The sequence below is a fragment of the Pantoea sp. X85 genome (genome assembly GCF_029623675.1).
Classification (GTDB): domain Bacteria; phylum Pseudomonadota; class Gammaproteobacteria; order Enterobacterales; family Enterobacteriaceae; genus Pantoea; species Pantoea leporis.
In genome coordinates, this window is sequence record NZ_CP121108.1 from 2522636 (window position 1) to 2547174 (window position 24539).

Annotated in this window: 28 protein-coding genes and 1 tRNA gene; 16 read left to right on the forward strand and 13 right to left on the reverse strand. The window is 53.3% G+C overall.

Features of this window, described 5'->3' with window-relative positions; translation table 11 throughout:
- The first annotated feature begins 3 nt into the window (after positions 1-3).
- The 8 genes from fliM (at position 4) to P6287_RS11790 (ending at position 6752) form a co-directional block, all read left to right on the forward strand.
- Entirely contained in the window at positions 4-1011 is a 1008-nt protein-coding gene (gene fliM, locus P6287_RS11755) for a flagellar motor switch protein FliM (protein WP_064739115.1), read from the forward strand.
- The gene (gene fliN, locus P6287_RS11760; protein ID WP_008105402.1) at positions 1004-1414 is read left to right on the forward strand and encodes a flagellar motor switch protein FliN; all 411 of its coding nucleotides are present in this window, start codon (positions 1004-1006) and stop codon (positions 1412-1414) included. Before fliM ends, fliN begins: the two co-directional genes overlap by 8 nt.
- A 2-nt stretch (positions 1415-1416) precedes the next feature.
- Positions 1417-1812, forward strand: a complete 396-nt coding sequence (fliO, locus tag P6287_RS11765; protein WP_101763950.1) for a flagellar biosynthetic protein FliO — start codon at positions 1417-1419, stop codon at positions 1810-1812.
- A complete protein-coding gene (fliP, locus tag P6287_RS11770; RefSeq protein WP_061723562.1) occupies positions 1812-2543 on the forward strand; it encodes a flagellar type III secretion system pore protein FliP in 732 nt (243 codons plus the stop codon). The genes fliO and fliP overlap by 1 nt, the downstream gene beginning before the upstream one ends.
- A gap of 40 nt (positions 2544-2583) precedes the next feature.
- Positions 2584-2853 (forward strand): flagellar biosynthesis protein FliQ, encoded by a 270-nt coding sequence (gene fliQ / locus P6287_RS11775; protein WP_008105408.1) that lies wholly within the window; start codon positions 2584-2586, stop codon positions 2851-2853.
- On the forward strand, positions 2853-3641 hold the full coding sequence (fliR, locus tag P6287_RS11780; protein WP_101763949.1) for a flagellar biosynthetic protein FliR: 789 nt from the start codon (positions 2853-2855) through the stop codon (positions 3639-3641). The genes fliQ and fliR overlap by 1 nt, the downstream gene beginning before the upstream one ends.
- Positions 3642-4270: 629 nt before the next feature.
- The gene (rcsA, locus tag P6287_RS11785; protein ID WP_008105413.1) at positions 4271-4906 is read left to right on the forward strand and encodes a transcriptional regulator RcsA; all 636 of its coding nucleotides are present in this window, start codon (positions 4271-4273) and stop codon (positions 4904-4906) included.
- 142 nt (positions 4907-5048) lie between these two features.
- Entirely contained in the window at positions 5049-6752 is a 1704-nt protein-coding gene (locus P6287_RS11790) for a methyl-accepting chemotaxis protein (protein ID WP_137386044.1), read from the forward strand.
- Between the two features lie 124 nt (positions 6753-6876).
- Here P6287_RS11790 and dsrB read toward each other — a convergent pair whose 3' ends face one another.
- Complete coding sequence (gene dsrB, locus P6287_RS11795) at positions 6877-7071, reverse strand: protein DsrB (protein ID WP_101763947.1); 195 nt, start codon at positions 7069-7071, stop codon at positions 6877-6879.
- A gap of 68 nt (positions 7072-7139) precedes the next feature.
- Positions 7140-7298 (reverse strand): YqaE/Pmp3 family membrane protein, encoded by a 159-nt coding sequence (locus tag P6287_RS11800; RefSeq protein WP_192411592.1) that lies wholly within the window; start codon positions 7296-7298, stop codon positions 7140-7142.
- A 313-nt stretch (positions 7299-7611) separates the two neighbouring features.
- On the opposite strand from P6287_RS11800, the gene yodD reads away from it, so the two are divergent.
- From yodD to P6287_RS11815, 3 genes are all read left to right on the forward strand, one after another.
- Entirely contained in the window at positions 7612-7845 is a 234-nt protein-coding gene (yodD, locus tag P6287_RS11805; protein ID WP_192411591.1) for a YodD family peroxide/acid resistance protein, read from the forward strand.
- 358 nt (positions 7846-8203) lie between these two features.
- Positions 8204-9001 carry a mannosyl-3-phosphoglycerate phosphatase-related protein gene (locus P6287_RS11810; protein WP_277974930.1) on the forward strand — a complete coding sequence of 266 codons (798 nt, stop codon included), beginning with the start codon at positions 8204-8206 and terminating at the stop codon, positions 8999-9001.
- 26 nt (positions 9002-9027) lie between these two features.
- Complete coding sequence (locus tag P6287_RS11815; protein ID WP_101763945.1) at positions 9028-10248, forward strand: glycosyl transferase; 1221 nt, start codon at positions 9028-9030, stop codon at positions 10246-10248.
- Between the two features lie 48 nt (positions 10249-10296).
- Here the strand turns inward: P6287_RS11815 and P6287_RS11820 are convergent, their stop codons facing one another.
- The 5 genes from P6287_RS11820 to vsr form a co-directional block, all read right to left on the reverse strand.
- Positions 10297-10476 carry a DUF2158 domain-containing protein gene (locus P6287_RS11820; RefSeq protein WP_101763944.1) on the reverse strand — a complete coding sequence of 60 codons (180 nt, stop codon included), beginning with the start codon at positions 10474-10476 and terminating at the stop codon, positions 10297-10299.
- A 182-nt stretch (positions 10477-10658) separates the two neighbouring features.
- Complete coding sequence (locus tag P6287_RS11825) at positions 10659-10793, reverse strand: hypothetical protein (RefSeq protein WP_255253243.1); 135 nt, start codon at positions 10791-10793, stop codon at positions 10659-10661.
- A gap of 44 nt (positions 10794-10837) precedes the next feature.
- A complete protein-coding gene (locus P6287_RS11830; protein WP_101763943.1) occupies positions 10838-11740 on the reverse strand; it encodes a DUF808 domain-containing protein in 903 nt (300 codons plus the stop codon).
- A 14-nt stretch (positions 11741-11754) separates the two neighbouring features.
- Positions 11755-12027, reverse strand: a complete 273-nt coding sequence (locus P6287_RS11835; protein ID WP_008105433.1) for a hypothetical protein — start codon at positions 12025-12027, stop codon at positions 11755-11757.
- A 70-nt stretch (positions 12028-12097) separates the two neighbouring features.
- A complete protein-coding gene (gene vsr, locus P6287_RS11840) occupies positions 12098-12574 on the reverse strand; it encodes a DNA mismatch endonuclease Vsr (RefSeq protein ID WP_101763942.1) in 477 nt (158 codons plus the stop codon).
- A 128-nt stretch (positions 12575-12702) separates the two neighbouring features.
- Here vsr and dcm point away from each other — a divergent pair, with 128 nt between their 5' ends.
- Both dcm and P6287_RS11850 read left to right on the forward strand, forming a co-directional pair.
- Positions 12703-14094: a DNA (cytosine-5-)-methyltransferase gene (gene dcm / locus P6287_RS11845; protein WP_277973753.1), complete on the forward strand. Its 1392-nt coding sequence runs from the start codon at positions 12703-12705 to the stop codon at positions 14092-14094.
- A 124-nt stretch (positions 14095-14218) separates the two neighbouring features.
- Positions 14219-15811 (forward strand): methyl-accepting chemotaxis protein, encoded by a 1593-nt coding sequence (locus P6287_RS11850; protein WP_192411588.1) that lies wholly within the window; start codon positions 14219-14221, stop codon positions 15809-15811.
- A gap of 41 nt (positions 15812-15852) precedes the next feature.
- Here the strand turns inward: P6287_RS11850 and P6287_RS11855 are convergent, their stop codons facing one another.
- Positions 15853-16101, reverse strand: a complete 249-nt coding sequence (locus P6287_RS11855) for a hypothetical protein (RefSeq protein WP_008105442.1) — start codon at positions 16099-16101, stop codon at positions 15853-15855.
- A 76-nt stretch (positions 16102-16177) separates the two neighbouring features.
- Entirely contained in the window at positions 16178-16876 is a 699-nt protein-coding gene (locus P6287_RS11860) for a phosphohydrolase (RefSeq protein ID WP_192411587.1), read from the reverse strand.
- A gap of 571 nt (positions 16877-17447) precedes the next feature.
- Here P6287_RS11860 and P6287_RS11865 point away from each other — a divergent pair.
- The 3 genes from P6287_RS11865 (at position 17448) to P6287_RS11875 (ending at position 19354) form a co-directional block, all read left to right on the forward strand.
- Complete coding sequence (locus P6287_RS11865) at positions 17448-18122, forward strand: hypothetical protein (protein WP_101763938.1); 675 nt, start codon at positions 17448-17450, stop codon at positions 18120-18122.
- A gap of 276 nt (positions 18123-18398) precedes the next feature.
- Positions 18399-19175 (forward strand): DgsA anti-repressor MtfA, encoded by a 777-nt coding sequence (mtfA, locus tag P6287_RS11870; protein WP_101762794.1) that lies wholly within the window; start codon positions 18399-18401, stop codon positions 19173-19175.
- 103 nt (positions 19176-19278) lie between these two features.
- A tRNA-Asn gene (locus tag P6287_RS11875) sits at positions 19279-19354 on the forward strand.
- 44 nt (positions 19355-19398) lie between these two features.
- Here P6287_RS11875 and ybiX read toward each other — a convergent pair.
- From ybiX to P6287_RS11895, 4 genes are all read right to left on the reverse strand, one after another.
- On the reverse strand, positions 19399-20076 hold the full coding sequence (gene ybiX, locus P6287_RS11880) for a PKHD-type hydroxylase YbiX (protein ID WP_277973754.1): 678 nt from the start codon (positions 20074-20076) through the stop codon (positions 19399-19401).
- A gap of 50 nt (positions 20077-20126) precedes the next feature.
- Positions 20127-22412 (reverse strand): catecholate siderophore receptor Fiu, encoded by a 2286-nt coding sequence (locus P6287_RS11885; protein ID WP_277973755.1) that lies wholly within the window; start codon positions 22410-22412, stop codon positions 20127-20129.
- 353 nt (positions 22413-22765) lie between these two features.
- The gene (locus P6287_RS11890) at positions 22766-22933 is read right to left on the reverse strand and encodes a hypothetical protein (protein ID WP_167391193.1); all 168 of its coding nucleotides are present in this window, start codon (positions 22931-22933) and stop codon (positions 22766-22768) included.
- Between the two features lie 132 nt (positions 22934-23065).
- A complete protein-coding gene (locus P6287_RS11895) occupies positions 23066-24478 on the reverse strand; it encodes an EmmdR/YeeO family multidrug/toxin efflux MATE transporter (RefSeq protein WP_110868362.1) in 1413 nt (470 codons plus the stop codon).
- Between the last annotated feature and the right edge of the window lie 61 nt (positions 24479-24539).

Sequence of the window (24539 nt, forward strand, 5' to 3'; positions counted from 1 at the left end):
TTAATGGGCGATAGCATTCTCTCCCAGGCTGAGATTGACGCGCTGCTTAATGGCGACAGTGACAGTGCGGAAGTAGAGAACAGTTCCAAAGGGACCGATGGCGATATCCGTCCCTATGATCCCAATACTCAGCGCCGCGTCGTACGTGAGCGTCTGCAGGCGCTGGAGATCATCAACGAGCGCTTTGCCCGTCATTTCCGTATGGCGCTGTTTAACCTGCTGCGCCGTAGCCCCGATATTAGTGTGGGTGCGATCAAGATTCAGCCGTACCACGAGTTCGCCCGCAACCTGCCGGTGCCAACCAACCTGAACCTGATTCACCTGAAGCCGCTGCGCGGCACGGCGCTGGTGGTGTTTTCACCGAGCCTGGTTTTTATTGCTGTCGATAACCTGTTTGGCGGCGACGGTCGTTTCCCGACCAAAGTTGAAGGACGTGAATTTACCCATACCGAACAGCGCGTGATTCGCCGCATGTTGAAATTGGCGCTGGATGGCTACAGCGACGCGTGGAAAGCGATTTATCCGCTGGAAGTGGAGTATGTGCGTTCCGAGATGCAGGTGAAGTTCACCAACATCACCACTTCACCGAATGACATCGTGGTGAACACGCCGTTCCAGGTGGAGATTGGAAACCTGGTCGGTGAATTCAATATCTGTATTCCGTTTTCGATGATTGAGCCGCTGCGCGAGCTGCTGGTCAATCCCCCACTGGAAAACTCACGCCGGGAAGATAATCACTGGCGCGACAATCTGGTGAAACAGGTGCAGCACTCGGAGCTGGAGCTGATTGCCCATTTCGCCGAAACATCGCTGCGCCTGTCACGTATTTTGCAGCTGAAACCCGGTGACGTCCTGCCCATTGAGAAGCCGGACCGCATCATCGCTCACGTCGATAGCGTGCCGGTGCTGACCAGCCAATACGGCACCATCAATGGCCAGTACGCGCTGCGTGTAGAACATTTGATTAACCCGATTTTGAATTCGCTGAACGAGGAACAGCCCGATGAGTGACAGCAAGAAACCGTCCGACGACGACATCTCCGCGGACGATCTGTGGGCTGCAGCTATGAACGAACAAACCACCACCAGCGCGCCAGATCCAACTGAAAATGTGTTCAAATCGCTGGAAAATCCTGGCATCAGCGGCTCGCTGCAGGATATCGATCTGATCATGGATATCCCGGTCAAACTGACCGTGGAACTGGGTCGCACCAAGATGACCATCAAAGAGCTGCTGCGCTTGACGCAGGGTTCGGTGGTGGCGCTGGATGGCCTGGCCGGGGAACCGCTGGATATTCTGATCAACGGTTATCTGATCGCGCAGGGTGAAGTGGTAGTGGTGAACGACAAATATGGCGTGCGCATCACCGACATCATTACCCCGTCTGAACGTATGCGTCGTCTGAGCCGTTAAGCATGTTAAAACACACGCAAGCCGAACAACCGGTACCCAGCCAGCCGGTGGTCTCAACCGGTTCGGTGATTGGCCAGGTCAGCAGCGTGCTGGCAGTAATTGTTCTGCTGATTCTCGGCTGCGGCTGGCTGGCCAAACGCCTTGGCTTTGCACCGAAAACGGTGACCGGCCAGGCGCTGAAAGTCAGCGCGACGGTGCAGGTTGGCCAGCGTGAGCGTGTGGTCATTGTCGATACCGCCGATGCGCGTCTGGTGTTGGGCGTGACCGCCCAGCAGATCACCCATCTGCACTCGTTACCGCCGCTGCCGCCGGAAGAACGGGCAAATCACAGCGCTGCGCCACAGGATTTTCGTCAGCTGTTCCAGAACCTGGTTAAACGTCCCGGAAAACCACAATGATGCGTCGATTACTTCCTCTTCTGCCGCTGCTGTTGCTGGCACCGGTTGCCCATGCGCAGCTGCCAGGTTTAATCAGCCAGCCGCTGGCGAACGGTGGCCAGAGCTGGTCGCTGCCGGTACAGACGCTGGTGTTCATCACCTCGCTGACCTTTATTCCGGCGGTGCTGCTGATGATGACCAGCTTCACGCGCATCATTATTGTGTTTGGTTTGCTGCGTAACGCCCTCGGCACGCCGTCGGCGCCGCCAAACCAGGTGCTGCTCGGCCTGGCGCTGTTTCTGACCTTCTTTATCATGGCGCCGACCTTCGACAAGATTTACTCCGACGCCTATCTGCCGTTCAGCCAGGACAAAATCAGCATGGCGGACGCGATCGATAAAGGTGCTCAGCCACTGCGTGAATTTATGCTGCGTCAAACGCGCGAAGCCGATTTAGCGCTGTTTGCCCGTCTGGCTAACACCGCACCGATTCAGGGTCCGGAAGCGGTTCCGATGCGTATTCTGCTGCCGGCGTATGTCACCAGTGAACTGAAAACCGCCTTCCAGATTGGTTTCACCGTGTTCATTCCGTTCCTGATCATCGATCTGGTGGTCGCCAGCGTACTGATGGCACTGGGGATGATGATGGTGCCGCCGGCGACCATTTCCCTGCCGTTCAAGCTGATGCTGTTCGTGCTGGTGGATGGCTGGCAGCTGCTGGTGGGTTCACTGGCGCAAAGTTTCTACTCTTGAGTGGCGTTCGCCCTCACCTTTCTTTCTCGAGGAGTGCAGCATGACACCTGAATCAGTGATGGTTATGGGCCAGGAAGCAATGCGTGTCGCCCTGCTGATGGCCGCGCCGATGTTGCTGGTGGCGTTGATCAGCGGGTTGATCATCAGCGTGCTGCAAGCCGCGACCCAGATTAACGAACAAACGCTCTCCTTTATCCCCAAGATTCTGGCCGTTGCCGCTACGGCGGTAATCGCAGGTCCGTGGATGCTTAATCTGATGCTGGATTACATTCGCACGCTGTTTAGCAATCTGCCGTACATTATTGGCTAATGATTAACCTCGACAGCAGCCAGCTGATCCATTGGGTCGCACAATTCTTCTGGCCGATGGTGCGTTTGCTGGCGCTGTTCGCCAGCGCGCCGGTGCTGAGCGAAAAATCGATTCCCAAACGCGTCAAGATTGGCCTCGCGGTATTGACCACCTGGATCATCCTGCCGGTGCTACCGCCGGTGGAGGCGACCCTGTTTACACCCGCGGGATTTTGGTTGCTACTGCAACAGCTGCTGATTGGCGTGAGCATCGGCCTGACCATGCAGTTCGCCTTTGCGGCGGTGCGCATGGCGGGGGAAGTGATTGGTTTGCAGATGGGATTGTCCTTCGCCACCTTCTTCGATCCAGGCAGCCGCCTGAACATGCCGGTGCTGGCTCGTTTTCTCGATATGCTGGCCATGCTGCTGTTTCTTACCTTCAACGGACATCTGTGGCTGATTTCACTGCTGGTGGACAGTTTTCATACGTTGCCAATCAGCGATCAGCCGCTCAACGCCAATGCTTTTATGGCGTTGGTGAAATCCGCGGGATTAATTTTCCTTAATGGCATGATGTTAGCGCTGCCCTTAATAGTTCTGCTCCTCACGCTAAACATGGCACTAGGTTTGTTAAACCGTGTTTCACCACAACTCTCTATTTTCGCGGTTGGCTTCCCGATTACCTTAACGGTGGGCATCCTCAGCGTAGGGTTGATGATGCCGCTGCTTGCTCCCTTCTGCGAACATCTGTTTAGCGAAGTCTTTGATTTACTCGCCCAGTTTGTGTCAGAACTTTCCCGCGCCCGTTGATTAACTATTCTGTAGACGCCCTTAAGTAATAGTTAAGCATTCAAAATCTGTTAGTGCATTTTCTGAACCATATTTCTCAGAAATCAACTGAGGAAATTCTGATAAGTGCGCATTTTTGGTGAAAATTATTCTTATTAAACCGCGCTTCGCGTATTTTAGTCAGACGATTCCTAAGGGGTTAAACCTGCTGAATCGGTTGATTAAATGCTCAAAGGGCTGTTTTTAAACAAAAAAAATTTCACAGCGATTTTTCTTGTCTAAATCCCTTTTTTCCGGCATTGTCAACGCTCGCTGAAGCGTCATACTTTCGCCACACAAATGTTTTTAAGATTTGTCCTATCAGATTTGTCTGTGATCTGCGCGATAGTGACAGGGCTCTCAAAACAGAGCGAATAAAACACTTAATGCAAATCCTTAGCCATTCCCACTATGGCTGAGATGAGAGTGACGTGGATGTACTATAAAAAAAACTTCGCAGCACGGTTCAGGGAAGAGTCATGATGGCGCATGGATAACTATCGCCAATCTGCTGAGCAGAATAAAAAAGTGTCTTTGGAAATTTCTCTCGTACCGCAAACGCGTATTCATCGTTGATTTAAACGGATAACAAATTGGTGAGGGTCGCTATAATGCCAACGATTATTATGGATTCATGTAATTACACACGCCTGGGTTTGTCTGACTATATGTCTGCGAAAGGAGTTAAAAAGAAAAATATTACTCCTGTCTCGGATATCGACCAATTGCAACAAAGATGTGAGCAAATTAAGCCGGGCGTTGTGTTTATCAACGAAGAGTGCTTTATTCACGAATCTGATTCCAGCGATCGTATTCGTGCTATTATCATGCAGCATCCTGATACCTTATTCTTTATTTTCATGGCGATCTCGAATATCCATTTTGAGGAATACCTCTACGTTCGTAAGAACCTGATTATTACATCAAAATCGATAAAAACTTCGACGTTGGATTCCTTATTAGGCACCTATTTGCAAAAGAAACTCAACGCTTCGCCGCGTATTTCTGCCGGGCTCGACGTGCATCCACTGACATTAAGTCAGACTGAATCAAATATGCTGAAAATGTGGATGTCAGGTCATGACACCATTCAGATATCTGAGAACATGCAAATTAAAGCCAAAACCGTATCGTCACATAAAGGTAATATTAAACGTAAAATTAAAACCCATAATAAGCAGGTTATTTATCATGTCGTCCGTTTGACTGATAATGTCACCTCAGGGATTTATGTTAACGTGCGATAATTACCTACAGTGAATAAAAGGGCTAATCATCTGATTGGCCCTTTTCACGTTTTGAGAGTTTGATCCCACTTTCCTGCCTAATCCTTTCCCCCTGCCTGCCGATGCTTATTCTCATAACACCTACCTACATGAGAGCAAGGATATGAAAACAGCATCGATTGATGAGCAATATAAGCTCAGCATCTGGCAGAACCTGCGCCTGATGCCTTTGTTCAGTATGATCTTTGGTGGCATTCTGCTGCTTTTTGCCCTGTGCATTGGACTCGCCAGCTACTTTTTGATTCAGAGTAATAATTCCCTAAACGATGCCACCGAAGAAATTCAAATTCGTATGGGCATCTCTAACAGTTCTAACCATCTGCGTACTGCGCGACTCAATGTGCTGCAATCCGGTGCCGCCGCGCGTATTGGTGAAATGGATGGTTATCGTGCCGATTTAGCGCGCACCGAGACGCGTATTAAACAAGCGCGCGAAGGTTTTAAACTCTATATGGATCGCAAGGCGAAAACGCCGGCGGATATTGCCCTCGATGAACCGCTGACCGCCAGCTTTAATGCCTATATTGATAAAGGTCTCAAGCCGATGATTGAATCGGCCAAACAGGGCAGCTTCGAAGGCATTGTGGCGCAGGAAACTGACGTCACGCGCAAATTGGATGACGCTTACAACGCCGTGCTGCTGAAGGCGATTAAAATCCGTACTGACCGCGCCGAAGCGATTAATGCCGAAGCCGCGCATCAATCACGCATTGGCTTTATTGCTATGGCGGTGGCGTTTGCTGCCGCCTTGCTGCTGGTGCTGCTGACCTTCGTGTTCCTGCGTCGCGTGGTGATCACCCCGCTACGTCAGTCCGTTGATCGCATCGAGCGTATCGCGCAAGGCGATCTCACCGCGCCGGAACAAGCCTATGGCCGCAGCGAGATTGGTAGCTTGCTGCATAACCTGCAGCTAATGCAGGCCTCGCTGGTGCGTACCGTTGGTACGGTGCGAGAAGGCGCGGTAGCGATTTATCAGGGTTCCAGCGAGATTTCCGCCGGTAACACCGATCTCTCATCACGTACTGAAGAGCAGGCCTCCGCGCTGGAGCAAACCGCCGCCAGCATGGAGCAGCTCACCGCCACGGTGAAACAGAACGCCGAGAACGCCCATCACGCCAGCCAGCTGGCCGCCGATGCTTCTGGCAAAGCGCGCAGCGGTGGCGATCTGGTGAGCGGCGTGGTGCAAACCATGAACAATATTTCTGGCAGCTCGAAAAAGATTGCCGAGATCACCAACGTCATTAACAGCATCGCCTTCCAGACCAATATTCTGGCGCTGAATGCCGCGGTAGAAGCGGCGCGTGCCGGTGAACAAGGCCGTGGTTTTGCTGTGGTGGCCAGCGAAGTGCGTAACCTGGCGCAACGCAGTGCGCAGGCGGCGAAAGAGATTGAAACGCTGATTGCTGAATCGGTGGGGTTGATCACCAACGGTTCACGCCAGGTCGGTGAAGCCGGTAATACCATGGGCGAGATAGTTGAAGCGGTGCGGCGCGTGACGGACATTATGGCGGAGATTGCCGCCGCGTCGGATGAGCAGAGCCGTGGCATTCAGCAGGTGAGCCTGGCGGTGACCGAGATGGATAACGTGACGCAGCAGAACGCCTCGCTGGTTGAGGAAGCCTCTTCGGCAGCGGCTTCGCTGGAAGATCAGGCCGGCAGATTGACGCAGGCGGTGGCGGTGTTCCGTTTGAATGACGCGCCGGTGGCGCACGTGGCTAAAGCGGCGCAGTCTGCGTTACGTACGCCAAATCTGGCGCCGCGTCCTGCATTGGCGACGTCAGGGAATGATAACTGGGAGACGTTTTGATTTGAGGTAGTGCGCGGTATCCCCTACCCCGGCCCTCTCCCACACATGGGCGAAGAAGTGGATGTTGCGCCGATCTTTCCCCTCTCCCGCTTGCGGGAGAGGGTTAAGGTGAGGGGAAAATTAATCAAGCCTCTTCATACGGCTCCACAAAAACCCCTTCAGCATGATCGCTTTCATTAAAGAACCAAATCCCCAGCGGGTAATCTTCTAACGCCACCAGATACATGATGCCTTCATTGAATGCTTCCACTGCCAGCACCGTACCCACACGGCGCGGGCCGCCGTCGGTTTTAACCGTAACGCGATCGTTCACCTTCATTGATTACTCTCCACAAATTGTCCTGCGACACAGTTTAACGGAAGATAATCAACACTGCCTGATCGCGATCAGCGTCGGGCGATAACCCACACCGCATGTATGATGCCCGGAATGTAGCCGCACAGCGTCAGCAGAATGTTGAGCCAGAAAGCCCCACCAAAACCGACTTGCAAGAATACGCCCAGTGGTGGAACCAAAATGGCGATGACAATACGTAAAAAGTCCATATTCACTCCCTGATATCACTTAACAATCAATCGCTAAGCATAGTCGCTGTTACGCACTGTGCACTTAAAGGCAGGTAAAACTCTGTCAAGATGCGCTTTTTCGCTTTCTTAACGTTTCGCAGAGAGACTTTTGACGCAGGCTGCTCGTACACTTCTCAGTACTGCACCAACCCCAAAGGCGCAGTCAACCTAAAAGTAACAAGGATTTTTGCCCGCGCAGCGCGGGCTTTTTTTTGCCTGCCATTTGCCCTCCGCGCCCTCTTTTCACCAACGACTATACTGGTGTAGATCCGATTGCCTCCGGGAGGCCGCCATGACCACTGCAAAAGAGTACAGCGAGACAGTTCAGCGCGAAGTGAATGTCGATGTTGATGCGTTGCTGGAAGCCATTCAGAAGAGAACGTCGGGCGAGGTAAAAGAGTTTATGGAAGCCGAAGACGCGCATCGCGTTACGGTAAATGGCGCAGCCTATGGCTCTTACTCCGAGCTAGCGGAAGCTTTCGAACTCGACATTCGCGACTTCGCCAGCAGCGAAGTGAACCGCTGAAATCGATTTCAAAAAAATACCCGGCGGGATGGCCGGGTAAAGTAAATCAGTAAGTTCGTTACACCAGGGAATTCTTAACACCCTGTCAGATTACGCCTTAGTCTGATTAAGACAAGACTCATCCCTGCATGTAAATCGAACAATTTTGTATAAGCATTCATGTGAATCGTCCTACGCGCCGCGTCACTGCTGGTTTCAGCTGTGCACGAAATGTGCATCGCGCCTTCCGTCACGTTTGCCATTTAAGAATTATCCTGGATGTCGCTGGCCGGGTCGCGGGAAAAAGTGTGATCGCGATTCCGCTATTATACTGATTACTCTTCGCTTTACGGATGCCACTGGCGTAAGGAGTGTGATGATGCTGAGTCTTAACTCTTCCCTGATGATCATTACCGATCTTGATGGCTCATTGCTGGATCATCATGACTATAACTGGGATGCGGCCAGTGAATGGCTGGCGCGTCTGCAACAACATCAGATTCCGCTGGTGATTTGTTCCAGCAAAACGGCGGCCGAGATTATTCCGCTACAAAAGAAGTTAGGCATTGTCGGTGCGCCCTTTATTGCTGAAAACGGTGCGCGCGTGGTGTTGGGCGGTGAACACACGCCGCCGATCGAAACCAGCGCCAGCTATCATGCGCTGTGCCAGACGCTGCAGGCGTTGCAGGCACGATTTCGCTTCAACGGCTTTCATGAATTTAGTGATGCCGAAGTCGCACGTTTTACCGGTTTAACCCTTGCCGAAGCCAGCCAAAGCCGCCTACGCGAAGCGTCGGAAGTGGTGTTGTGGCGCGATGACGAACAGCGTTTACCGGAATTCCGCGCGGCGCTGGCAGAACACAATCTGGCGTTAACCCAGGGCGGGCGTTTCTGGCATGTGATGCCCGCCGGCACCGGCAAAGGTATCGCGCTGGCGGACATTCAGCAGCATCTCGCCGCGCAGGAAGGAGAAGCGCGCACCACAATCGGCTTGGGCGATGGTCCTAACGATGTGCCGATGCTGGAGCGCGTTGATTATGCCGTGGTGATAAAAGGCTTCAGTAAAACGCCGGTGGAGTTGCAACGCACCGATACTGAGAACGTTTACCACACCGCGCACGTCGGTCCGCAGGGCTGGCGTGAAGGTCTGGACTATTTTCTTGCGCCGAATGAGTAACGGCCTTTAACCAAAAGGATGAGACGATGAGTGATTTTTACCAGAATGGTGTCATTACTAATTTCCATAATCTCACCCACCGCAGCGTCGAATCGCTGGAAAAAGAGATGGTGCGCTTCTCACGCAAACGCAAAATGGGGCTGATATTGCCGTCGCTGTTCTCGGAACTGGAAGGCCCGGCGCTGGATAATATCGTTAATGAACTGGCGAAGGTACCTTACCTGGAGGAGATTGTGATTGGCCTCGACCGCGCCGATCGCGACCAGTTTCTGTTTGCGCGTGAGTTCTTCTCCCGCCTGCCGCAGCGCCATCGCATTTTATGGAATGACGGGCCACGCCTGAAAGCGCTGGATGCCGAACTGGATAAAGAGGGTTTATCGCCGAGCCAACCCGGCAAAGGGCGTAATGTGTGGTTCTGTACTGGCTACACGCTGGCTTCCGACCGCACTCAGTGCGTGGCGCTGCACGACTGCGATATCGTCACCTATGAACGCGGCATGCTGGCGCGTTTGCTCTATCCGCTGGCCAATCCGTCGTTTCAGTATGAGTTCTGCAAAGGTTTCTACGCGCGCGTCGCCGACGGCAAGCTGAATGGCCGCGTCGGGCGTTTGCTGGTCGGTCCGCTGCTGCGCTCCTTGCAGAAGGTCTACGGTCACTCGGAATATCTCGATTACCTCACCAGCTTCCGCTATCCGCTCTCTGGCGAGTTTGCCATGCGCACGCATGTGCTCAACGGCATCAAGATTCCTGGCGATTGGGGATTAGAGATTGGCGTGCTGTCGGAGATTTATCGTAACTACACCACGCGTCAGACCTGCCAGGTTGAGATCGCCGATAACTACGACCACAAGCATCAGCCGCTGGCCGAAGATGATGGTACCGGCGGATTGAAACGCATGAGCAATGACATCGTGCAGTCGCTGCTGCGTAAGCTGGCCACCATGGGCGTGCCGCTCACCAGCGATTCGTTCCGGGTGTTGAAAGCCACTTACTACCGTAATGCGCTGGACATGATGGAGATCTACAACCACGAAGCCACCATGAACGGCCTCAAATTTGATCAGCACATTGAGGAAGCGGCGGTAGAAATGTTCACTCAGGCGATTCTCGATGCCGGACAAGCCTTTATTGAGCGTCCGAATGAGAAACCCTTTATTCCCAGCTGGAGCCGCGTGCAATCGGCTTTTCCGGATATTTTGCAGCGGATTTATCAGGCGGTGGAAGAGGATAACGACGGCAAGGTGTAATGCAGGGTTGAACCACATTCGGGACGACGGGCATCGTCCCGAATGTGTTTAACTGGCCAGCTGTTGCGCGCTCGATACGTGACTAAGTTCATCACTGCGAAACGCCTCACGTCGCACGCTGTAACCATCATACCAACGACACTCTACCATTCCGCTGGCATAGCCGGTGACCACCATGGTGGGTCCGCCCTGTTTGTGCTGAACTTCGTCACTGATTGCAAAGATCATACCGCACCTCCCTCTTTCATCGTTAAATGACCGAATTTAGGTATAGCAGCTGTGACCGATTTTTTCCTATACGATTAATCTATTACTGCTACTAAATCAGAATAAGCAGTTAAAAACTCTGTAAATAAAAAAAGCCGACAAGATTTATTGTCGGCTTTGATAGCACGTCCTGGACAGGAAAATTAGATTTTGCAGCCTTCGCAATCCGCTTCGTCGCTGATATCCGCAGGCACTTCGTTGGCTTTTTCTGCCGCTTTGGCTTCAGCCTGTTCCAGCTGTGCATCGATATCAAATTCAAACATATCGTCGTTCATCATCGTTCTCCTGACCGTGATTAAAAATTTACAGCGCTTTATAACTGCTAGCCGCGCAGCTTAGCAATCAGATTTACGCCCAACAGCACAATCGACCCAATGATAAAGCCGATCACCAAATTGGCGCCGTTGCTCAGCAGTGCCGAGACCAAACCGTTGAATCCGGCGCTGTATTCTGTAATAGCGTGATGTAGCGGCGTGATGCCGTGCACCACAATGCCGCCACCAACCAAAAACATCGCCAGCGTGCCGACTAACGTTAAGGCTTTCATTAACCAGGGTGCAAAGGCCAGCAATACGCCGCCAATGGCCTGCGCGACCGTGGAAGATTTCTCTTTTAACCAAAAGCCCAAATCGTCAATTTTAACAATCATCGCCACGATGCCGTACACGCCAATGGTCACCAGAATGGCGACACCGGCGAGAATCAGCACCTGATTCAGCAGCGGCGCCTCTGAGACGATGCCCAGCGTGATGGCGACAATCTCCGCCGAGAGGATAAAGTCAGTGCGCACTGCGCCTTTTACTTTGTCCTTTTCAAACGCCCGCGGATCCTGCTGCGCCAGTTTGTCGAGACGCTGCTGACGCGCCTCCGGACTCTGCTCAGCCTTATCGTGATTGAGGCTATGCAGCACTTTCTCCACGCCTTCGTAGCAAAGATAGGCACCGCCAATCATTAGCAGCGGCGTAATCAGCCAGGGCGCAAACGCCGAGATCAATAACGCCAGCGGCACCAGAATGAATTTATTAAGAAAGGAGCCTTTTGCAACGCTCCATACAACGGGCAATTCACGGTTGGCTTTGACACCGCTAACCTGCTGCGCATTCAGCGACAGATCGTCACCCAATACGCCTGCGGTCTTCTTTGCCGCAACTTTGCCCATGACCGAGATATCGTCGAGCAGTGTTGCAATATCATCCAGAAGGGTGAGTAAACTGGTTCCTGCCAAAGTGGTATTCCTTATTATTCCGGTTCGTGATCCTGACAACAGGGGCAACGCTCAATCGCCGTTACTGACATATCGGCGATGCCCGCACAGTCCCATTCGACGCGTAACGGCCCCGTCAGATCCCCGGCGTGCAAATACTTGCTCACTGGACTTTCCGTCATGCCGCTGATCTCTTCGGTGGCTACCAGCCGGTCGCCAAGATAAATGCGCGCCGTGGCTTGGGTTGTCACCATCCGCTCATCGCGGAGTTGATACAGGCGCTTAACGGTAAGTTTGATGCTGCTCATGGCTCAATTCCGCGTCCCAGAGAAAAGGGAGATCTAAACTGTTATAGCGGCTAAAAGCAACAATCTCGCACTATTCAACGCGATAGTGATGCAAGCCCTGATGGTCGATTTCGCTGCTGTCGGTTGCGGCCAGCAGCCACTCTTCTAAACGTTCAATCAGCGCGCTGTCCTGCAGCTGCAGTTTGCCGCGCAGCGCGCACTCCCAAACAATCAGTACTTTCCAACCTCCTTCGCGCAGTTGTTCGACGTAACGCCGGTCGCGCTCAACGTTACTGTTAATTTTGCCACTCCAAAATTCGGTGCGCGTGGCCGGCATTTTGAATAAGTAGCAGTGATGTCGATGCCAGAAGCAGCCATGAACAAAGATAATCGCTTTCTCAGCGGGCAGGACAAAATCCGGGCGGCCCGGTAGCGCTTTATCCTGTACGCGATAGGTGAAGCCGCGATCTTTGAGAATCAACGCAATACGCTGTTCAATCGCGGTATCCTGATTGCGAATCGCGCGCATGTTTTTGCTGCGAATGGCTTGCGAGTGAACGTCTGCCATGGCGTCTCCTTGTATTAGCGCTTCTACAACTTTAGCGGTTTAAGCCAAAAGCGAAAGCACACCGCACGCCAATTTCCTCGTTGCGTGATGAGTGTTAGCATAGCCGCTTCACTGTTAAGGAAAAACGCATGCTCGCTATCGACCCCGTCTCGCCCTCCCCGTTAACCGCCGATCAGGATGACGCGACGTCGCTGTTACTGCAGGTGCTCGATATCTATGCCGCACGCGATGTGGTTATCACCTTAACTGAAGCCGGTGGCCGCGACTGGAGCGTGCCGCGTTTGAATCGCATCCGCGCCGGTAAAAGTGCCGCGCCGGCGCTCTCCAGCCGCGAAGTGGCCAGCCTGCAGGCCTTGCTGCCGCAGCGTCCGGCGCACTATGACGACGCCAAATTCCAGTTTGTCGATCTGTTTGCCGGTATCGGCGGCATTCGTCGTGGCTTCGAGCAGATTGGCGGTCAATGCGTGTTCACCAGCGAATGGAATAAAGAAGCGGTGCGCACCTATAAAGCCAATCTGTATAGCGATCCACAGTTGCATCACTTCAACAGTGATATTCGTCTGGTAACGCAGCCCGCGGGCATCAGCGATGAGCAGGCAATTTATCAGCATATCGATCGCACCATTCCCGATCATCAGGTGCTGCTGGCCGGTTTTCCTTGTCAGCCCTTCTCGCTGGCGGGCGTGAGCAAGAAGAATGCGTTGGGTCGCGCGCACGGTTTTGAGTGCGAAGCGCAAGGCACGCTGTTCTTCGATGTGGCGCGCATTCTCGCCGCCAAGAAACCGCCGTTCTTCGTGCTGGAGAACGTGAAAAACCTCAAGAGCCACGATAAAGGCCGCACCTTCGCCATCATCATGGCCACGCTGGATGAACTCGGTTATGACGTGGCCGATGCCAATGACGACGGTTTGCCGGATGCGAAAATTATCGATGCGCGCCATTTCCTGCCGCAGCATCGTGAGCGCATCGTGCTGGTGGGCATTCGCCGTGATAGCGGGCTCAGCAACGGCTTTTCGTTGCGCGCCCTGCCCGCGCTCTATCCGCAAAAGGTGCCGTCGTTACACAGCCTGCTGGAATCCGAGCCGGAAGCAAAATACACGCTATCGCCCACGCTGTGGAACTATCTGTATCAATACGCGAAAAAGCATAAAGCCAAAGGTAACGGCTTCGGCTTTGGCCTTAACGATCCGCGTAATCTGAACATTTGCGTGCGTACTTTATCGGCGCGCTACTACAAAGATGGTTCGGAAATCCTCATCGATCGCGGCTGGGATCACGCGCAAGGCGAAGCAGATTTCCAGCAGGCGGAGAATATGGCGCGCCGTCCGCGTCGTTTAACCCCGCGAGAATGTGCCCGCCTGATGGGTTTTGAAGCGCCGGACGAGGCCAAACTGCGCATTCCGGTTTCCGATACGCAGGCCTACAAGCAGTTCGGCAACTCGGTAGTGGTGCCGGTATTTGCTGCGGTGGCACAACTGTTATTGCCGCTGATTGAACAGTACGCCGCGCAAAAGACGTAGCGATTCAGGACCACAATTTTATTTAGGGCCGCGCTTTATGCTGTTTTCCGCCTAATCGCGCCCGCTGTCACCAAACTGTCACGCGTGCTGCCAATACTCCTGTTTTATTTTTTGGAGGCGTGTGATGTCACTTCTGTCTGTTATCACTCTGCCGTTGCGGTTACGCGCGCGGTTCTCCCCGCGTATTCCGCTGTGGCTCACCAGTTTACGTAGCCAGTTTTTGCTGTTCATTGCGCTGTTCTGCTTGCTGCAGTTTGCCGGCGTGCTGCTACTGAATACCCACGTTAACCAGACGCAAACCTCGTTGCAGCAGGCGAATCAACTGCGCGAACGTCTGGCCCTGCTGGATAAAGCGCGCATCGAACTGCTCACCGCCAGTGATAACAGCCATCGCGCCGGTATTTATCTGATGCAGGATCAACAAAGTGGCTCGGTGGATAGCTGGAAAAGTCTGGCGGCGGCAGCCGATGACTCGTTGAAACAGGCGCAACAACAGTTCGCCGCCTACCACGCCCATGCGGATAGCCCGCTGGCGCAAGGTTTTACCATGCTAGCGGCAGGATTGCAGGAGCAGCTGAAAGGATTAGCTGCCAACGACATCAACGCCTTTTTTATGGTGCCGATGCAGGCATTTCAGCAGCAGTTTAATGATGCCTGGTTCAGTGAAATCGAGCAGGCCAATCAGCAGCTCAGCAGCGTGAATCAAAACACCCTCAGCACCTTGAAGCAGAGCCGCAATCTGTCGCTGATGGTCAGCGCGGTACTGATGACGCTGTTAGTGCTGGCGTCCAGCCTGCTGATGCGCGGCGTATTGTTGCCGCTGCGTCGCGCGAATGCGCAGCTGGAACAGATCGCCACCGGTGATCTGGTCGATGCGCAAAACCTTCCGCGTCGTCAGTCGCTGGAAACGCGCCAGCTGTTCCAGTCAATTGAGACCATGCGACGCGGCTTGCAGCAGATTGTGCGCGACATCAACACGGTGGCGGTCAGCGTGGCCGCCGGCGCAGAAGATATGCAACAGCATAATGAGAAAGTGATGCAGCAACACCAGCAGCAAAATGCCAGCTTCCATCATCTGTCGCAGCGCTTAGATCGCGTTTCTGAAGAGGTGGAGATTGGTGCCCAGTTCTCGCAGCAGGCGACGCAGGAAGCGCAATCTGCCGATGCGTTGATGCGTAACTGCGCACTGGAAGTCGATAAGATGGAAACCCAGATGCAGCAGATTGTCACCGCGTCGGATGACATCGCCGGGATTGTTGGCATGCTGGATGACTTGTCGATGCAGACGCGTTTGTTATCGCTGAATGCCGCAATTGAGTCGGCACATGCCGGCGCTTACGGCCGCAGCTTCTCGGTGGTCGCCAAAGAGATGGGTTTGCTCTCGCAGCAAAGCGGTGCCTCGACGCGCCAGATTGACGGATTGATTCAGCATACGCAGCAACATGTGCATGCTGGCTTCGATAAGGTGAAAGCGCTGGAGGTGCTGTTCGCGCAGATCAGCAGCGCGGTGTCTGGCGTGGTGACGCAGCTGAACGAGCTGCAGCAAAACAGTGCCGCGCAGAGTCATCGGGTAAAAAAGATTGCGCTGGAAGTGGTGGAGATGAGCGGACAGCTGCAGCAGAACGAAGCGCTTAACGCCCATCAGGTGCAATCGGCAGTGCAATTGCGCGCCTTATCGGACCGCCTGGCGCAGCGCGCGCAGCAGTTCCGTATTTAATCTGCAGGCATAAAAAAACCCGTCAGTGACGGGTTTTCTGCTTATTTCTTCTTCTTACTTTTCTTCAGCAGCGCACGTATCTGCTTCAGTTCTGCAGCGGAGAGCTGATCTTCCACCGCTTCCTGAGTATCCAGACTATCAATGGCCGGTTGCGCACCCGCATCTAAACTGGCCTGCAGGCGATTAACGATCTCCTGACTCATGGAGATTTGGTTATCGGCGGCTAACTGTTTGATGTGCTCTTTCAGTGCCGGGTCAATTTTGATGGTTAAGTTAACGGTCTCGGTCATTTTCATACTCCCTTTTGATTTACAACAACGTAGCGGAAGCAGATGAAAGTTAACAGACTGTCATAAAAATTTAATATTACGAGTGTATAGGGCTGAAATCTCTTAACACTGATTCATCGATGGAGGTCAAATTGCCCTGCAGCTCGGCGCAAAGTTTGCCCATGTAGTGGACCAGAAAATCGGCGTTATGTTCCGCCAACAGGCGTCCAGCTTCGGTTTGCATGGTTTGCGGTAAACCCAATAGCTTTTTCTGGAAGTGATCCAAGGTCCACTTCACATCATCTAGTTCGCGATCCTTTCCTAACGGATCTTCGCTATCAAACAGCGGACGACCTAACGCGCCCGCCGTATAGAAAACGCGCGCCAGGCCGATAGCACCTAATGATTCGAGACGATCGGCATCCTGCACGATTTTCGCTTCCAGCGTTTGCGGCGCGATACGCGCACTAAAGCTGTGAGCCTGCACCGCGTGCGCAACGGCATCCAGCCGTTCGAACGGGAAGTCGGGGAAATCTTGTTGCAGTATGCGGCGCGTCTCTTGCGCGGCATAAGTTGACGCTAAATGACGTTCGGGATGGTTTTTCGGCAGGTTGACCACATCGTGAAAATAGCAGGCGGTCATCACGACCATAGGATCGGCGTCGCTGTGCTGCATGATGCGCTTAGCACTCATCCAGACGCGGCGCAGGTGCGCGATATCGTGGGCTTTGTCGTCATGCAGCCAGTTGAGCTGCAGCCAATTCTCGTAGCGTTGTTGCCAGTGAGTAAGTGACATCGTGCTTCTCCTGTTATTGCTGTTATCTACGTTCCTGCGGACATCATAGCGGCCTGGTCATGACACTTTTTTTACATCCGTCCAGGCGGTGCCAGGCATAAAAAATGAGATCCCGATCTTGTTATAACGCTGTTAACGCCGCTTGCACAGCAGCCATTGCGATTTCGGTATTTCCTTAGTGCGTTTTAGTTAAATAACTCTGTTCAATAGGTTTAATATATTCGCGTCATCAACAAATTTCGCTTTAGGGATAAATTCCAGTTATCTGTGCTGATAAATGGGGCTTCTTAGAGGCAGATCAACACGGCATAATCTGAAAAGGTTCCCATAATGGCCTTTATAACGTACTGTATCTGGAAAATTTATGGCTTCTGATCCCTTGCAAAGTCCTTTTCAGCACACATTTTGCTTATGAACCATTTTTTACATCTAAAATTGCCAGAATAGCCTGATACTAAGTCGACAAATTATTAAGCAAACTGATTCAAACCCATTATGCTAGCTCTCACATCTACGGATGTTAGGGGATTCTTCGCAGTTTCCGGGTTTGTGACACATTAAGAGGTATGCAATGAAAGAACGGCCGATTCTTTTTTCCGAACAGCGGGTACGCGCCCTGCTGGTTGGCCAGCAAACGCAGACCCGGCGCATTATGAAAACTCAAGCCTTTGGTCCGGGTCAGGATCATCATGAAGGCGTACACGCATTTGATGTCAGTGCCAATCATCTGCACGGCTATAAATTGATGTCGATGACCGATGTCAGTTCGCACTGCCCATTTGGTCAGGCGGGCGATGGTTTGTGGGTACGTGAAACCTGGCGCGGCCCGATCGTGCCGGAGGCGATGCTGGCGGATTACGAACGCGATCCTCTGCCGTTCCGCAATGCGGCTTACTGCCAATATCGCGCTGACAGTAATGAATTAGGACAGCTGGATGAGAATATGCAGAATGCCGAGCAGTTTGGCTGGCAAACCGCGATTCATATGCCGCGCTGGGCCAGCCGCATCGACCTGCAAATCACCTCGGTGCGAGCCGAGAAGATTCAGGACATTAGTGAAGATGACATCATGGCGGAAGGCGTGCAGACCGATTCGCACTTCCTGAATAACTTCTTCACCATGAATATGAATTCCGAATCGCCAAAAGAAGCGTACCGCAAAGCGTGGCAGAAACAGTACGGCGCCACCAGCTGGGAAGTGAACCCGTGGGTTTGGGTAATCGCGTTCCAGCGGGTTGAACGATAAAACGTCTCCTCCCCTTAACCCTCTCCCGCAAGCGGGCGAGGGAACCGTTTTTAGCGATGTAGAAGTTTGGGGAGCACGTGAAGATTTGCACAGTAAGCTCCCTCTCACGCCTGCGGGTGAGGGTTGGGGTGAGGGCAAACTTACTTTCCCGCTTTGCCACGCCAATCACAGACAAATCCCCCATTAACTGGTTGAATCTTCGGCTTTGATTACGCGCTGGTAATTTCCCCTTTGCCGCGCCAGGATACTGTTTTCGTCTGAAGAGTGAGTGACGCAATGTTCAAATGGCCGTGGCATGCGCAAATAGAGACTTCAGTACTGGCGCTACCCTGGCAACAGGCGCTGGCGCAGCCGATCTTTTCACTGCTCGATCCTGATGAAAAAACCGCGTTGGTTACGCTGGCGCAACGCTTCCTGCAGCAGAAAAAAATCTCGCCGCTGCAAGGCCTGCAACTCGATGAACTGTTACTGACGCGTCTGGCGCTGCTGTTCTGTTTGCCAGTGTTGAAGCTCGGTCTCGAATGGCTTGATGGCTTTCATGAAGTGCTGATCTATCCTGAACCTTTCAATGTCGACGATCGCTGGGAAGATGATAACGGCCTGGTGCATCACGCGCCGGCGGTGCACGCTGGACAAAGCTGGACGCAAGGTCCGGTGGTGCTGAATGCGCTGGATATTCAGGATTCGCTCGATCTCTCCGGTTTTAACCTGGTGATCCACGAAGTGGCGCATAAACTCGATGCGCGCGGCAGCGGCTATACCAGCGGCATTCCGGTGATGGCGCTGCGCGATGTCGCCAGTTGGGAGAAAGATCTGCTGCAGGCAATGGCGGAGATTGAAGCGGAAGTTGAGTTAGTCGGTGAACAGGCGGCGACCATCGATCCTTACGCCGCCAGCGATGCGGCTGAATGTTTTGCGGTGCTATCGGAGTATTTTTTCAGCGCACCGGATTTACTGGCTAACCGTTTCCCGGCGATGTATCGCCATCTGCAGCAGTTCTATCGTCAGGATCCCCTGGCGCGACTGGCGATGCTAACAGCAGAACCTGCTTAAATCGCGATCGCTTTGTACTAATGCTAGCCAGTTGAATACAAATGTGTTTTAAGCTGTTGACACCTGCAAGGGGCGCCATTAATATTCGCCTCGTTCACACGATTCCTCTGTAGTTCAGTCGGTAGAACGGCGGACTGTTAATCCGTATGTCACTGGTTCGAGTCCAGTCAGAGGAGCCATATTTAGAGAAGCCCGCTTAGGAAACTAAGCGGGCTTTTTGCTTTTACACTTCCGTCCAGCCGCGCAGCAGGTTGTGATACATGTTCAGCAGCGACAACAGCTCTGGGCTATCACCGTGACGCGCTTTGAGGCTTTGAATATTGCGATCCAGCTCGAACAGCATGGCGCGCTGTTTATCGTCGCGCACCATCGACTGAATCCACAGGAATGAAGCGACGCGCGCACCCTGGGTAACCGGCGTGACGCAATGCAGGCTGCTCGACGGATACAGCACCAGATGGCCCGCTGGCAGTTTCACCTTGTGCTGACCATACGTGTCTTCAATCACCAACTCGCCACCTTGGTAGCTTTCAGGTTCGCTGAGGAACAGCGTGGCGGAGAGATCGGTTCGCATCCAGCCCGCCGCGCCGTTATGGCGTACCGCGCCATCGACATGAAAACCGTAGGTTTCGCCCAGCTCATAACGGTTAAACAGCGGCGTGGAAATCGATCGTGGTAATGCAGCGGAAAAGAACAGCGGGTTGTTGTTCAGCGCCTGCATCACCGCGGTTTGCAGCTGATCGTACAGTGGCGTGCGGGTATCGATCTGCTGATTGTTTTTCACCGTCGCGCCCTGGCTGCCGACCGTCGCCCTTCCGTCGATCCATTCGGCCTGTTGCAGCAGCGTGCTAAAACTCGCTACCTCTTCCGGCGTCAGTACAGCAGGAATGTGATACATCATCGCGTTGTTCTCTCAAAAATTGTGGGGCGCGCACGCCCCACGACGTTAACTTAGAAATGCACGTTTGCCGTCAGCAGGAAAGTCCGTGGCTCGCCTGGATGGTAGCGATAACCGCTCTTATTGATTGACGCAACATAGTTGGTATCAAACAGGTTGTACACGTTGAGCTGCAGATCGAGGTTGTTGTTCACCTTGTAGCCCAATTTGGCATCGGCGACCCAATAACCTTCGGTGTGATCCGGCGTACCGACCGCACCATCGCTGCCGCGACGCAGGCTGCCCACATAACGCGCACCGGCACCGACTGAAATCGCATCGGTTGCCTGATAGTTGGTCCACAGCGTAAAGGCGTGCTTCGGCGTGTAAGCCAGCGCAGAAGATCCGTCCTGCGATACGCTATCCCCTTCGGTCACTGACGCATGCTGCAGGGTATAGCCGGCGATCACTTCCCAATCTGGCGTGATGTTGCCAGTAGCTGAGAGCTCATAGCCTTCCACACGTTTTTTACCGGCTTGCGAATAGGTGCCGTCGTCGTTAGCGGTGACCTCATTTTCAATATCGGTACGGAACAGCGCCGCATTCAGCAACAGACGTTTATCCAGCACCTGCCATTTGGTGCCCACTTCGCTGGACTTGGCTTTCTGCGGTTTGAAGTCGGTGCGGTTGGCGCTATTACCGGTGCCGCCTGCGGCCAGTGCAAAGCTGCTGCCACCTGGCGGTTGCTGAGAAATGGCATAGTTAACATAGACGTTGCCCTGCTCGGTCAGACGATAAAGCGCACCGGCTTTCCAGTTCACCAGATTGCCCGATTTTGCGGTATCCACGGTGGTAACCGGCGTATTGCGCGGCACGCCAGCTGGGCACGTCAACGCACCGCGTCCGGTGCCGCCACAGGCGGTCGCGCTGTCATACTCGGTGTGATAGTTATCGAGACGAATGCCGCCGTTCAGCTCAAAACTGTTGGTAATCGCGAGCGTATCAAAGGCGTAAATGCCTGCGGTATCGGTTTGCCCGTTAGCATTGGCACCATTCCTGTCCAATCCCCCCACCGAAATGCTGCTGATAGGATGGTAAATATTAACCGATGGCGGGGTGATCGCATTGACGCCGTAGTTGGTTTGATTTTCACGCGTAAACTCCACGCCCGCGCTGACATCGTGCCCAACCGAACCGGTATAAAACTTCGAGGTGATGTTGGTTTGGTTGGAGAGAATGCGGTTGCTGATGTCTTTGGTGTTCGCCAGGCGCGACCAGCTCCAACTATTCACATCGTTCCGGTTCGGGGCAGTGATATTGGTGGCGCCGCCCATCACCGCCGTCAGCAGATATTCCTGCTTTACGCGCGACCAACGTGTGGTATTGCGGATGGTGGTGCTGTCGTTGATATCGTGCTCAAAGCGTATGGTGGCGCTGTCGGTGGTCGATTTATCAAAGTCAGAATCGGTGCCGTAATAGTTACTGGTCGCGACTTTGCCTGAATTGTTCAGTGCCGATGTCGCCGCATTCGGCGCCGAATAGCCCGGCAGGCCAATGGTTGGAATGCCGCCATCGGGCGTATTGTTTTGATGCACATGCAGATAGTTGAGGTACAAGCGCGTTGCAGTATCCAGACCCAACGCCAGCGATGGCGCAACGCCATAACGCTCGTTCTGCACGTTATCACGCGCCGCATCGTGCGTTTTCTCACCCATCAGATTGAGGCGGAACGCGGCGTTGTCATTGATCGCCTGGTTGTAATCCAGCGTGCCGCGACGCATCCACGCGCTGCCAACGCTGACTGAGGCGTCGAGCCCGGTATCGAGGCGCGGCTGTTTGCTGATCATATTAATCGAACCTGACGGCGCGCTGCGTCCGTAATCGGTGCCCGATGGCCCTTTAATCACTTCAACCTGCTGAGTGTTGAAGGTATCGCGCGTCACGCTACCAATATCGCGAATACCATCAACGTAAATGCTGTTGGAGGTATCAATGCCGCGCATATACACCGCATCACCGGTAGTAGAACTGCCGTTTTCCCCCGCATAGAACGCGCCCACGCCCGGCACGTTTTTCAGCGCGTCGGTAAGATTGGTTACGCCCTGATCTTTAATCACCTGATCCGGAATCACCGTCATGGTGCGGGTGGTATCCACCAGCGGACGATTGAATTTCGGATCGGCAGATGCGTTGGGGGCATACAGCGATGGCGTATGCGCTTCAACCACTAAGGTATCGTCAGATTTTTTGTTGGCATTTTCTGCCGCTAATGCGGCAGCAGGAGAAATACCAATGCAAAGCCCGGTGAACAAGGTCAGGGAATTGAAGCTGCCAAACGGCAGGTTGCGATTTTTATCCATTTTTAAGGGAGTGAGTTTCTTGTAATGATTGACGCGCACATCACATCAGCGGAGGGCCTGGCGCAGAAGCATTCCGGCGGCAAGGCGTTGAGCTGGCGTGACACCTAAATGATAACGCCAATGGTTATCATTTACTTTTCTATCTTACACGCAAGCCGCGAGTTAGGAATACATTTCTTTACGAAAAAATTACGGAATCAAGACAATTGATAGAGAGTGTAAAAATCTGATGAATTTTTTTGAACGAAGGGTCAAATTTCAGGCATAAAAAAACCCGCTGGCTAGAGCGGGTTCTTTATTCAACAGCGCACAGCTCATTCCAGTAGCTGTAGCGGATGACATGGTGCAGGCGCTCATCTCTCATAGTAACGATACACCGAAGGATGGAACTCAACACCGTACAGCTGGCTGATGGGAATCAGCAGGTCGATATGATTACTGAGATCGAATTCGCGCTCTTCTGCGGGTCCAGTCTCGCCATTGATCAGTTGGTTAAACCACTGCTGCAAGAGGTGTTTCATTGTCAGCTTCTCCACAAATGTTTGACGCTGACAGTAAACCGTATTCTCTCCTATAACCAAACCGATTAGTTGTGCGCTTCATTGCCAATTAATGCATATACGTAGAGCCCACAATGGGCACCAGCCAATGCCCTATCCCCTGCTCTTCGCCATCATCTTGCGGTAATTGTTCAGCCATTTGCCGCTGTTGAGTCGCCACCAGAAAAATACGCCGCGCACCGTCCAGTCGAGGAACATGCCGAGCCACACGCCTATCACGCCCATTCCCAATACAATCCCAAGGAAATAACCTGCTACGACGCGGGCGCCCCACATGCTAAACATTGACACATACATGGTGTAACGCGCATCGCGCGCGCCTTTCAGGCTGGCGGGCAGCACCCATGAAGCGGTCCAGATCGGCATAAAGGCGGCATTCAGCCAAATCAAATGCTTGGTAACTGAAATGACTTCCGGATCGCGGCTGTAAAACTGCGCGAGTGTTCCGGCAAGCGGCACGGTGATCAACGCCAGCGAACACAATCCAATCATCGCCAGCCAGAACACGTGTTTGATTTGGCGTTCAGCCTGCATCACCTGATTCAGTCCCAACCTGCGGCCGGTAATAATGGTCGACGCCGATCCCAGCGCGTTACCTGGCAGGTTAATCAGCGAAGCAATCGAGAAGGCGATAAAGTTACCGGCGATCTCATTGGTACCCATGCCAGCGACAAAAATCTGCGTGAGCAGCTTACCGCCGTTAAACAGTACCGATTCAATACTGGCGGGCACGCCAATGCCCAACACTTCCATCAGAATATTGCGATCCCAGCGCCGGAAATAGCTGGCGATGGAGATTTTCAGGGCTGGCGTAATGCCGCGATACAGCACGTAAATCGCCGCCGCCGCACCAATATAGCGCGAAATGGTTAAGCCCAATCCGGCACCAACAAAACCCATACCTTCCCAACCGAGGCAGCCGTAAATCAGCACGCTACTGATCACGATGTTGAGAATGTTCATGCCGCCGTTGATCAGCATCGGGATTTTAGTATTGCCCGCGCCACGCAGCGCGCCGCTGCCAATCAGCGCAATTGCCGCTGCAGGATAGCTCCACGCCGAGGTTTGCAGATAGCTCAGCGCCAGCTCTTTCACTTTGGGATCGGCGCTGCCGGCAATCACATCAATGATCAGATGCCCCCAAAACTCGATGGCGATCACCAGCACAAACGCCAGCGCGGTCATCAATCCCAGCGACTGTCTGGTGGCGGCTCGCGCACGTTTGCCGTTGCGTTTCGCCAGGCTGAACGCCACCACCACCGTGGTGCCGAGATCGATGGCGGCAAAGAAGGAGATGATCACCATGTTGAAGCTGTCGGCCAAACCGACGCCCGCCATCGCTTCTTTACCCAGCCAGCTCACCAAAAAGGTACTGAGGACGCCCATCAGCATCACGCAGAGGTTTTCGATAAAGATGGGCACGGCTAATGGGGTGATTTCTCGCCAGAACAACGTACGGTAAGCGCGGCGCTTGGGATACCACGCCGTGTTTCTGACCGCCCGCATCACTGCTACGCCAGGATTTTGCAAGGGATTACCAAATCACTTTGGAGAGGAAGAAGAGTAA

Coding starts and splice junctions, on each gene's coding strand:
- mtfA (WP_101762794.1), top strand. CDS start 18,399: ATGTTCAAATGGCCGTGGCATGCGCAAATAGAGACTTCAGTACTGGCG.
- ybiX (WP_277973754.1), bottom strand. CDS start 20,076: ATGATGTATCACATTCCTGCTGTACTGACGCCGGAAGAGGTAGCGAGT.
- P6287_RS11825 (WP_255253243.1), bottom strand. CDS start 10,793: ATGATGAACGACGATATGTTTGAATTTGATATCGATGCACAGCTGGAA.
- P6287_RS11815 (WP_101763945.1), top strand. CDS start 9,028: ATGAGTGATTTTTACCAGAATGGTGTCATTACTAATTTCCATAATCTC.
- P6287_RS11885 (WP_277973755.1), bottom strand. CDS start 22,412: ATGGATAAAAATCGCAACCTGCCGTTTGGCAGCTTCAATTCCCTGACC.
- vsr (WP_101763942.1), bottom strand. CDS start 12,574: ATGGCAGACGTTCACTCGCAAGCCATTCGCAGCAAAAACATGCGCGCG.
- P6287_RS11860 (WP_192411587.1), bottom strand. CDS start 16,876: ATGTCACTTACTCACTGGCAACAACGCTACGAGAATTGGCTGCAGCTC.
- P6287_RS11810 (WP_277974930.1), top strand. CDS start 8,204: ATGCTGAGTCTTAACTCTTCCCTGATGATCATTACCGATCTTGATGGC.
- fliM (WP_064739115.1), top strand. CDS start 4: ATGGGCGATAGCATTCTCTCCCAGGCTGAGATTGACGCGCTGCTTAAT.
- P6287_RS11855 (WP_008105442.1), bottom strand. CDS start 16,101: ATGACCGAGACCGTTAACTTAACCATCAAAATTGACCCGGCACTGAAA.
- P6287_RS11835 (WP_008105433.1), bottom strand. CDS start 12,027: ATGAGCAGCATCAAACTTACCGTTAAGCGCCTGTATCAACTCCGCGAT.
- P6287_RS11790 (WP_137386044.1), top strand. CDS start 5,049: ATGAAAACAGCATCGATTGATGAGCAATATAAGCTCAGCATCTGGCAG.
- P6287_RS11890 (WP_167391193.1), bottom strand. CDS start 22,933: ATGAAACACCTCTTGCAGCAGTGGTTTAACCAACTGATCAATGGCGAG.
- rcsA (WP_008105413.1), top strand. CDS start 4,271: ATGCCAACGATTATTATGGATTCATGTAATTACACACGCCTGGGTTTG.
- P6287_RS11895 (WP_110868362.1), bottom strand. CDS start 24,478: ATGCGGGCGGTCAGAAACACGGCGTGGTATCCCAAGCGCCGCGCTTAC.
- fliR (WP_101763949.1), top strand. CDS start 2,853: ATGATTAACCTCGACAGCAGCCAGCTGATCCATTGGGTCGCACAATTC.
- dcm (WP_277973753.1), top strand. CDS start 12,703: ATGCTCGCTATCGACCCCGTCTCGCCCTCCCCGTTAACCGCCGATCAG.
- fliN (WP_008105402.1), top strand. CDS start 1,004: ATGAGTGACAGCAAGAAACCGTCCGACGACGACATCTCCGCGGACGAT.
- P6287_RS11800 (WP_192411592.1), bottom strand. CDS start 7,298: ATGGACTTTTTACGTATTGTCATCGCCATTTTGGTTCCACCACTGGGC.
- dsrB (WP_101763947.1), bottom strand. CDS start 7,071: ATGAAGGTGAACGATCGCGTTACGGTTAAAACCGACGGCGGCCCGCGC.
- P6287_RS11850 (WP_192411588.1), top strand. CDS start 14,219: ATGTCACTTCTGTCTGTTATCACTCTGCCGTTGCGGTTACGCGCGCGG.
- fliP (WP_061723562.1), top strand. CDS start 1,812: ATGCGTCGATTACTTCCTCTTCTGCCGCTGCTGTTGCTGGCACCGGTT.
- P6287_RS11865 (WP_101763938.1), top strand. CDS start 17,448: ATGAAAGAACGGCCGATTCTTTTTTCCGAACAGCGGGTACGCGCCCTG.
- fliQ (WP_008105408.1), top strand. CDS start 2,584: ATGACACCTGAATCAGTGATGGTTATGGGCCAGGAAGCAATGCGTGTC.
- yodD (WP_192411591.1), top strand. CDS start 7,612: ATGACCACTGCAAAAGAGTACAGCGAGACAGTTCAGCGCGAAGTGAAT.
- P6287_RS11820 (WP_101763944.1), bottom strand. CDS start 10,476: ATGATCTTTGCAATCAGTGACGAAGTTCAGCACAAACAGGGCGGACCC.
- fliO (WP_101763950.1), top strand. CDS start 1,417: ATGTTAAAACACACGCAAGCCGAACAACCGGTACCCAGCCAGCCGGTG.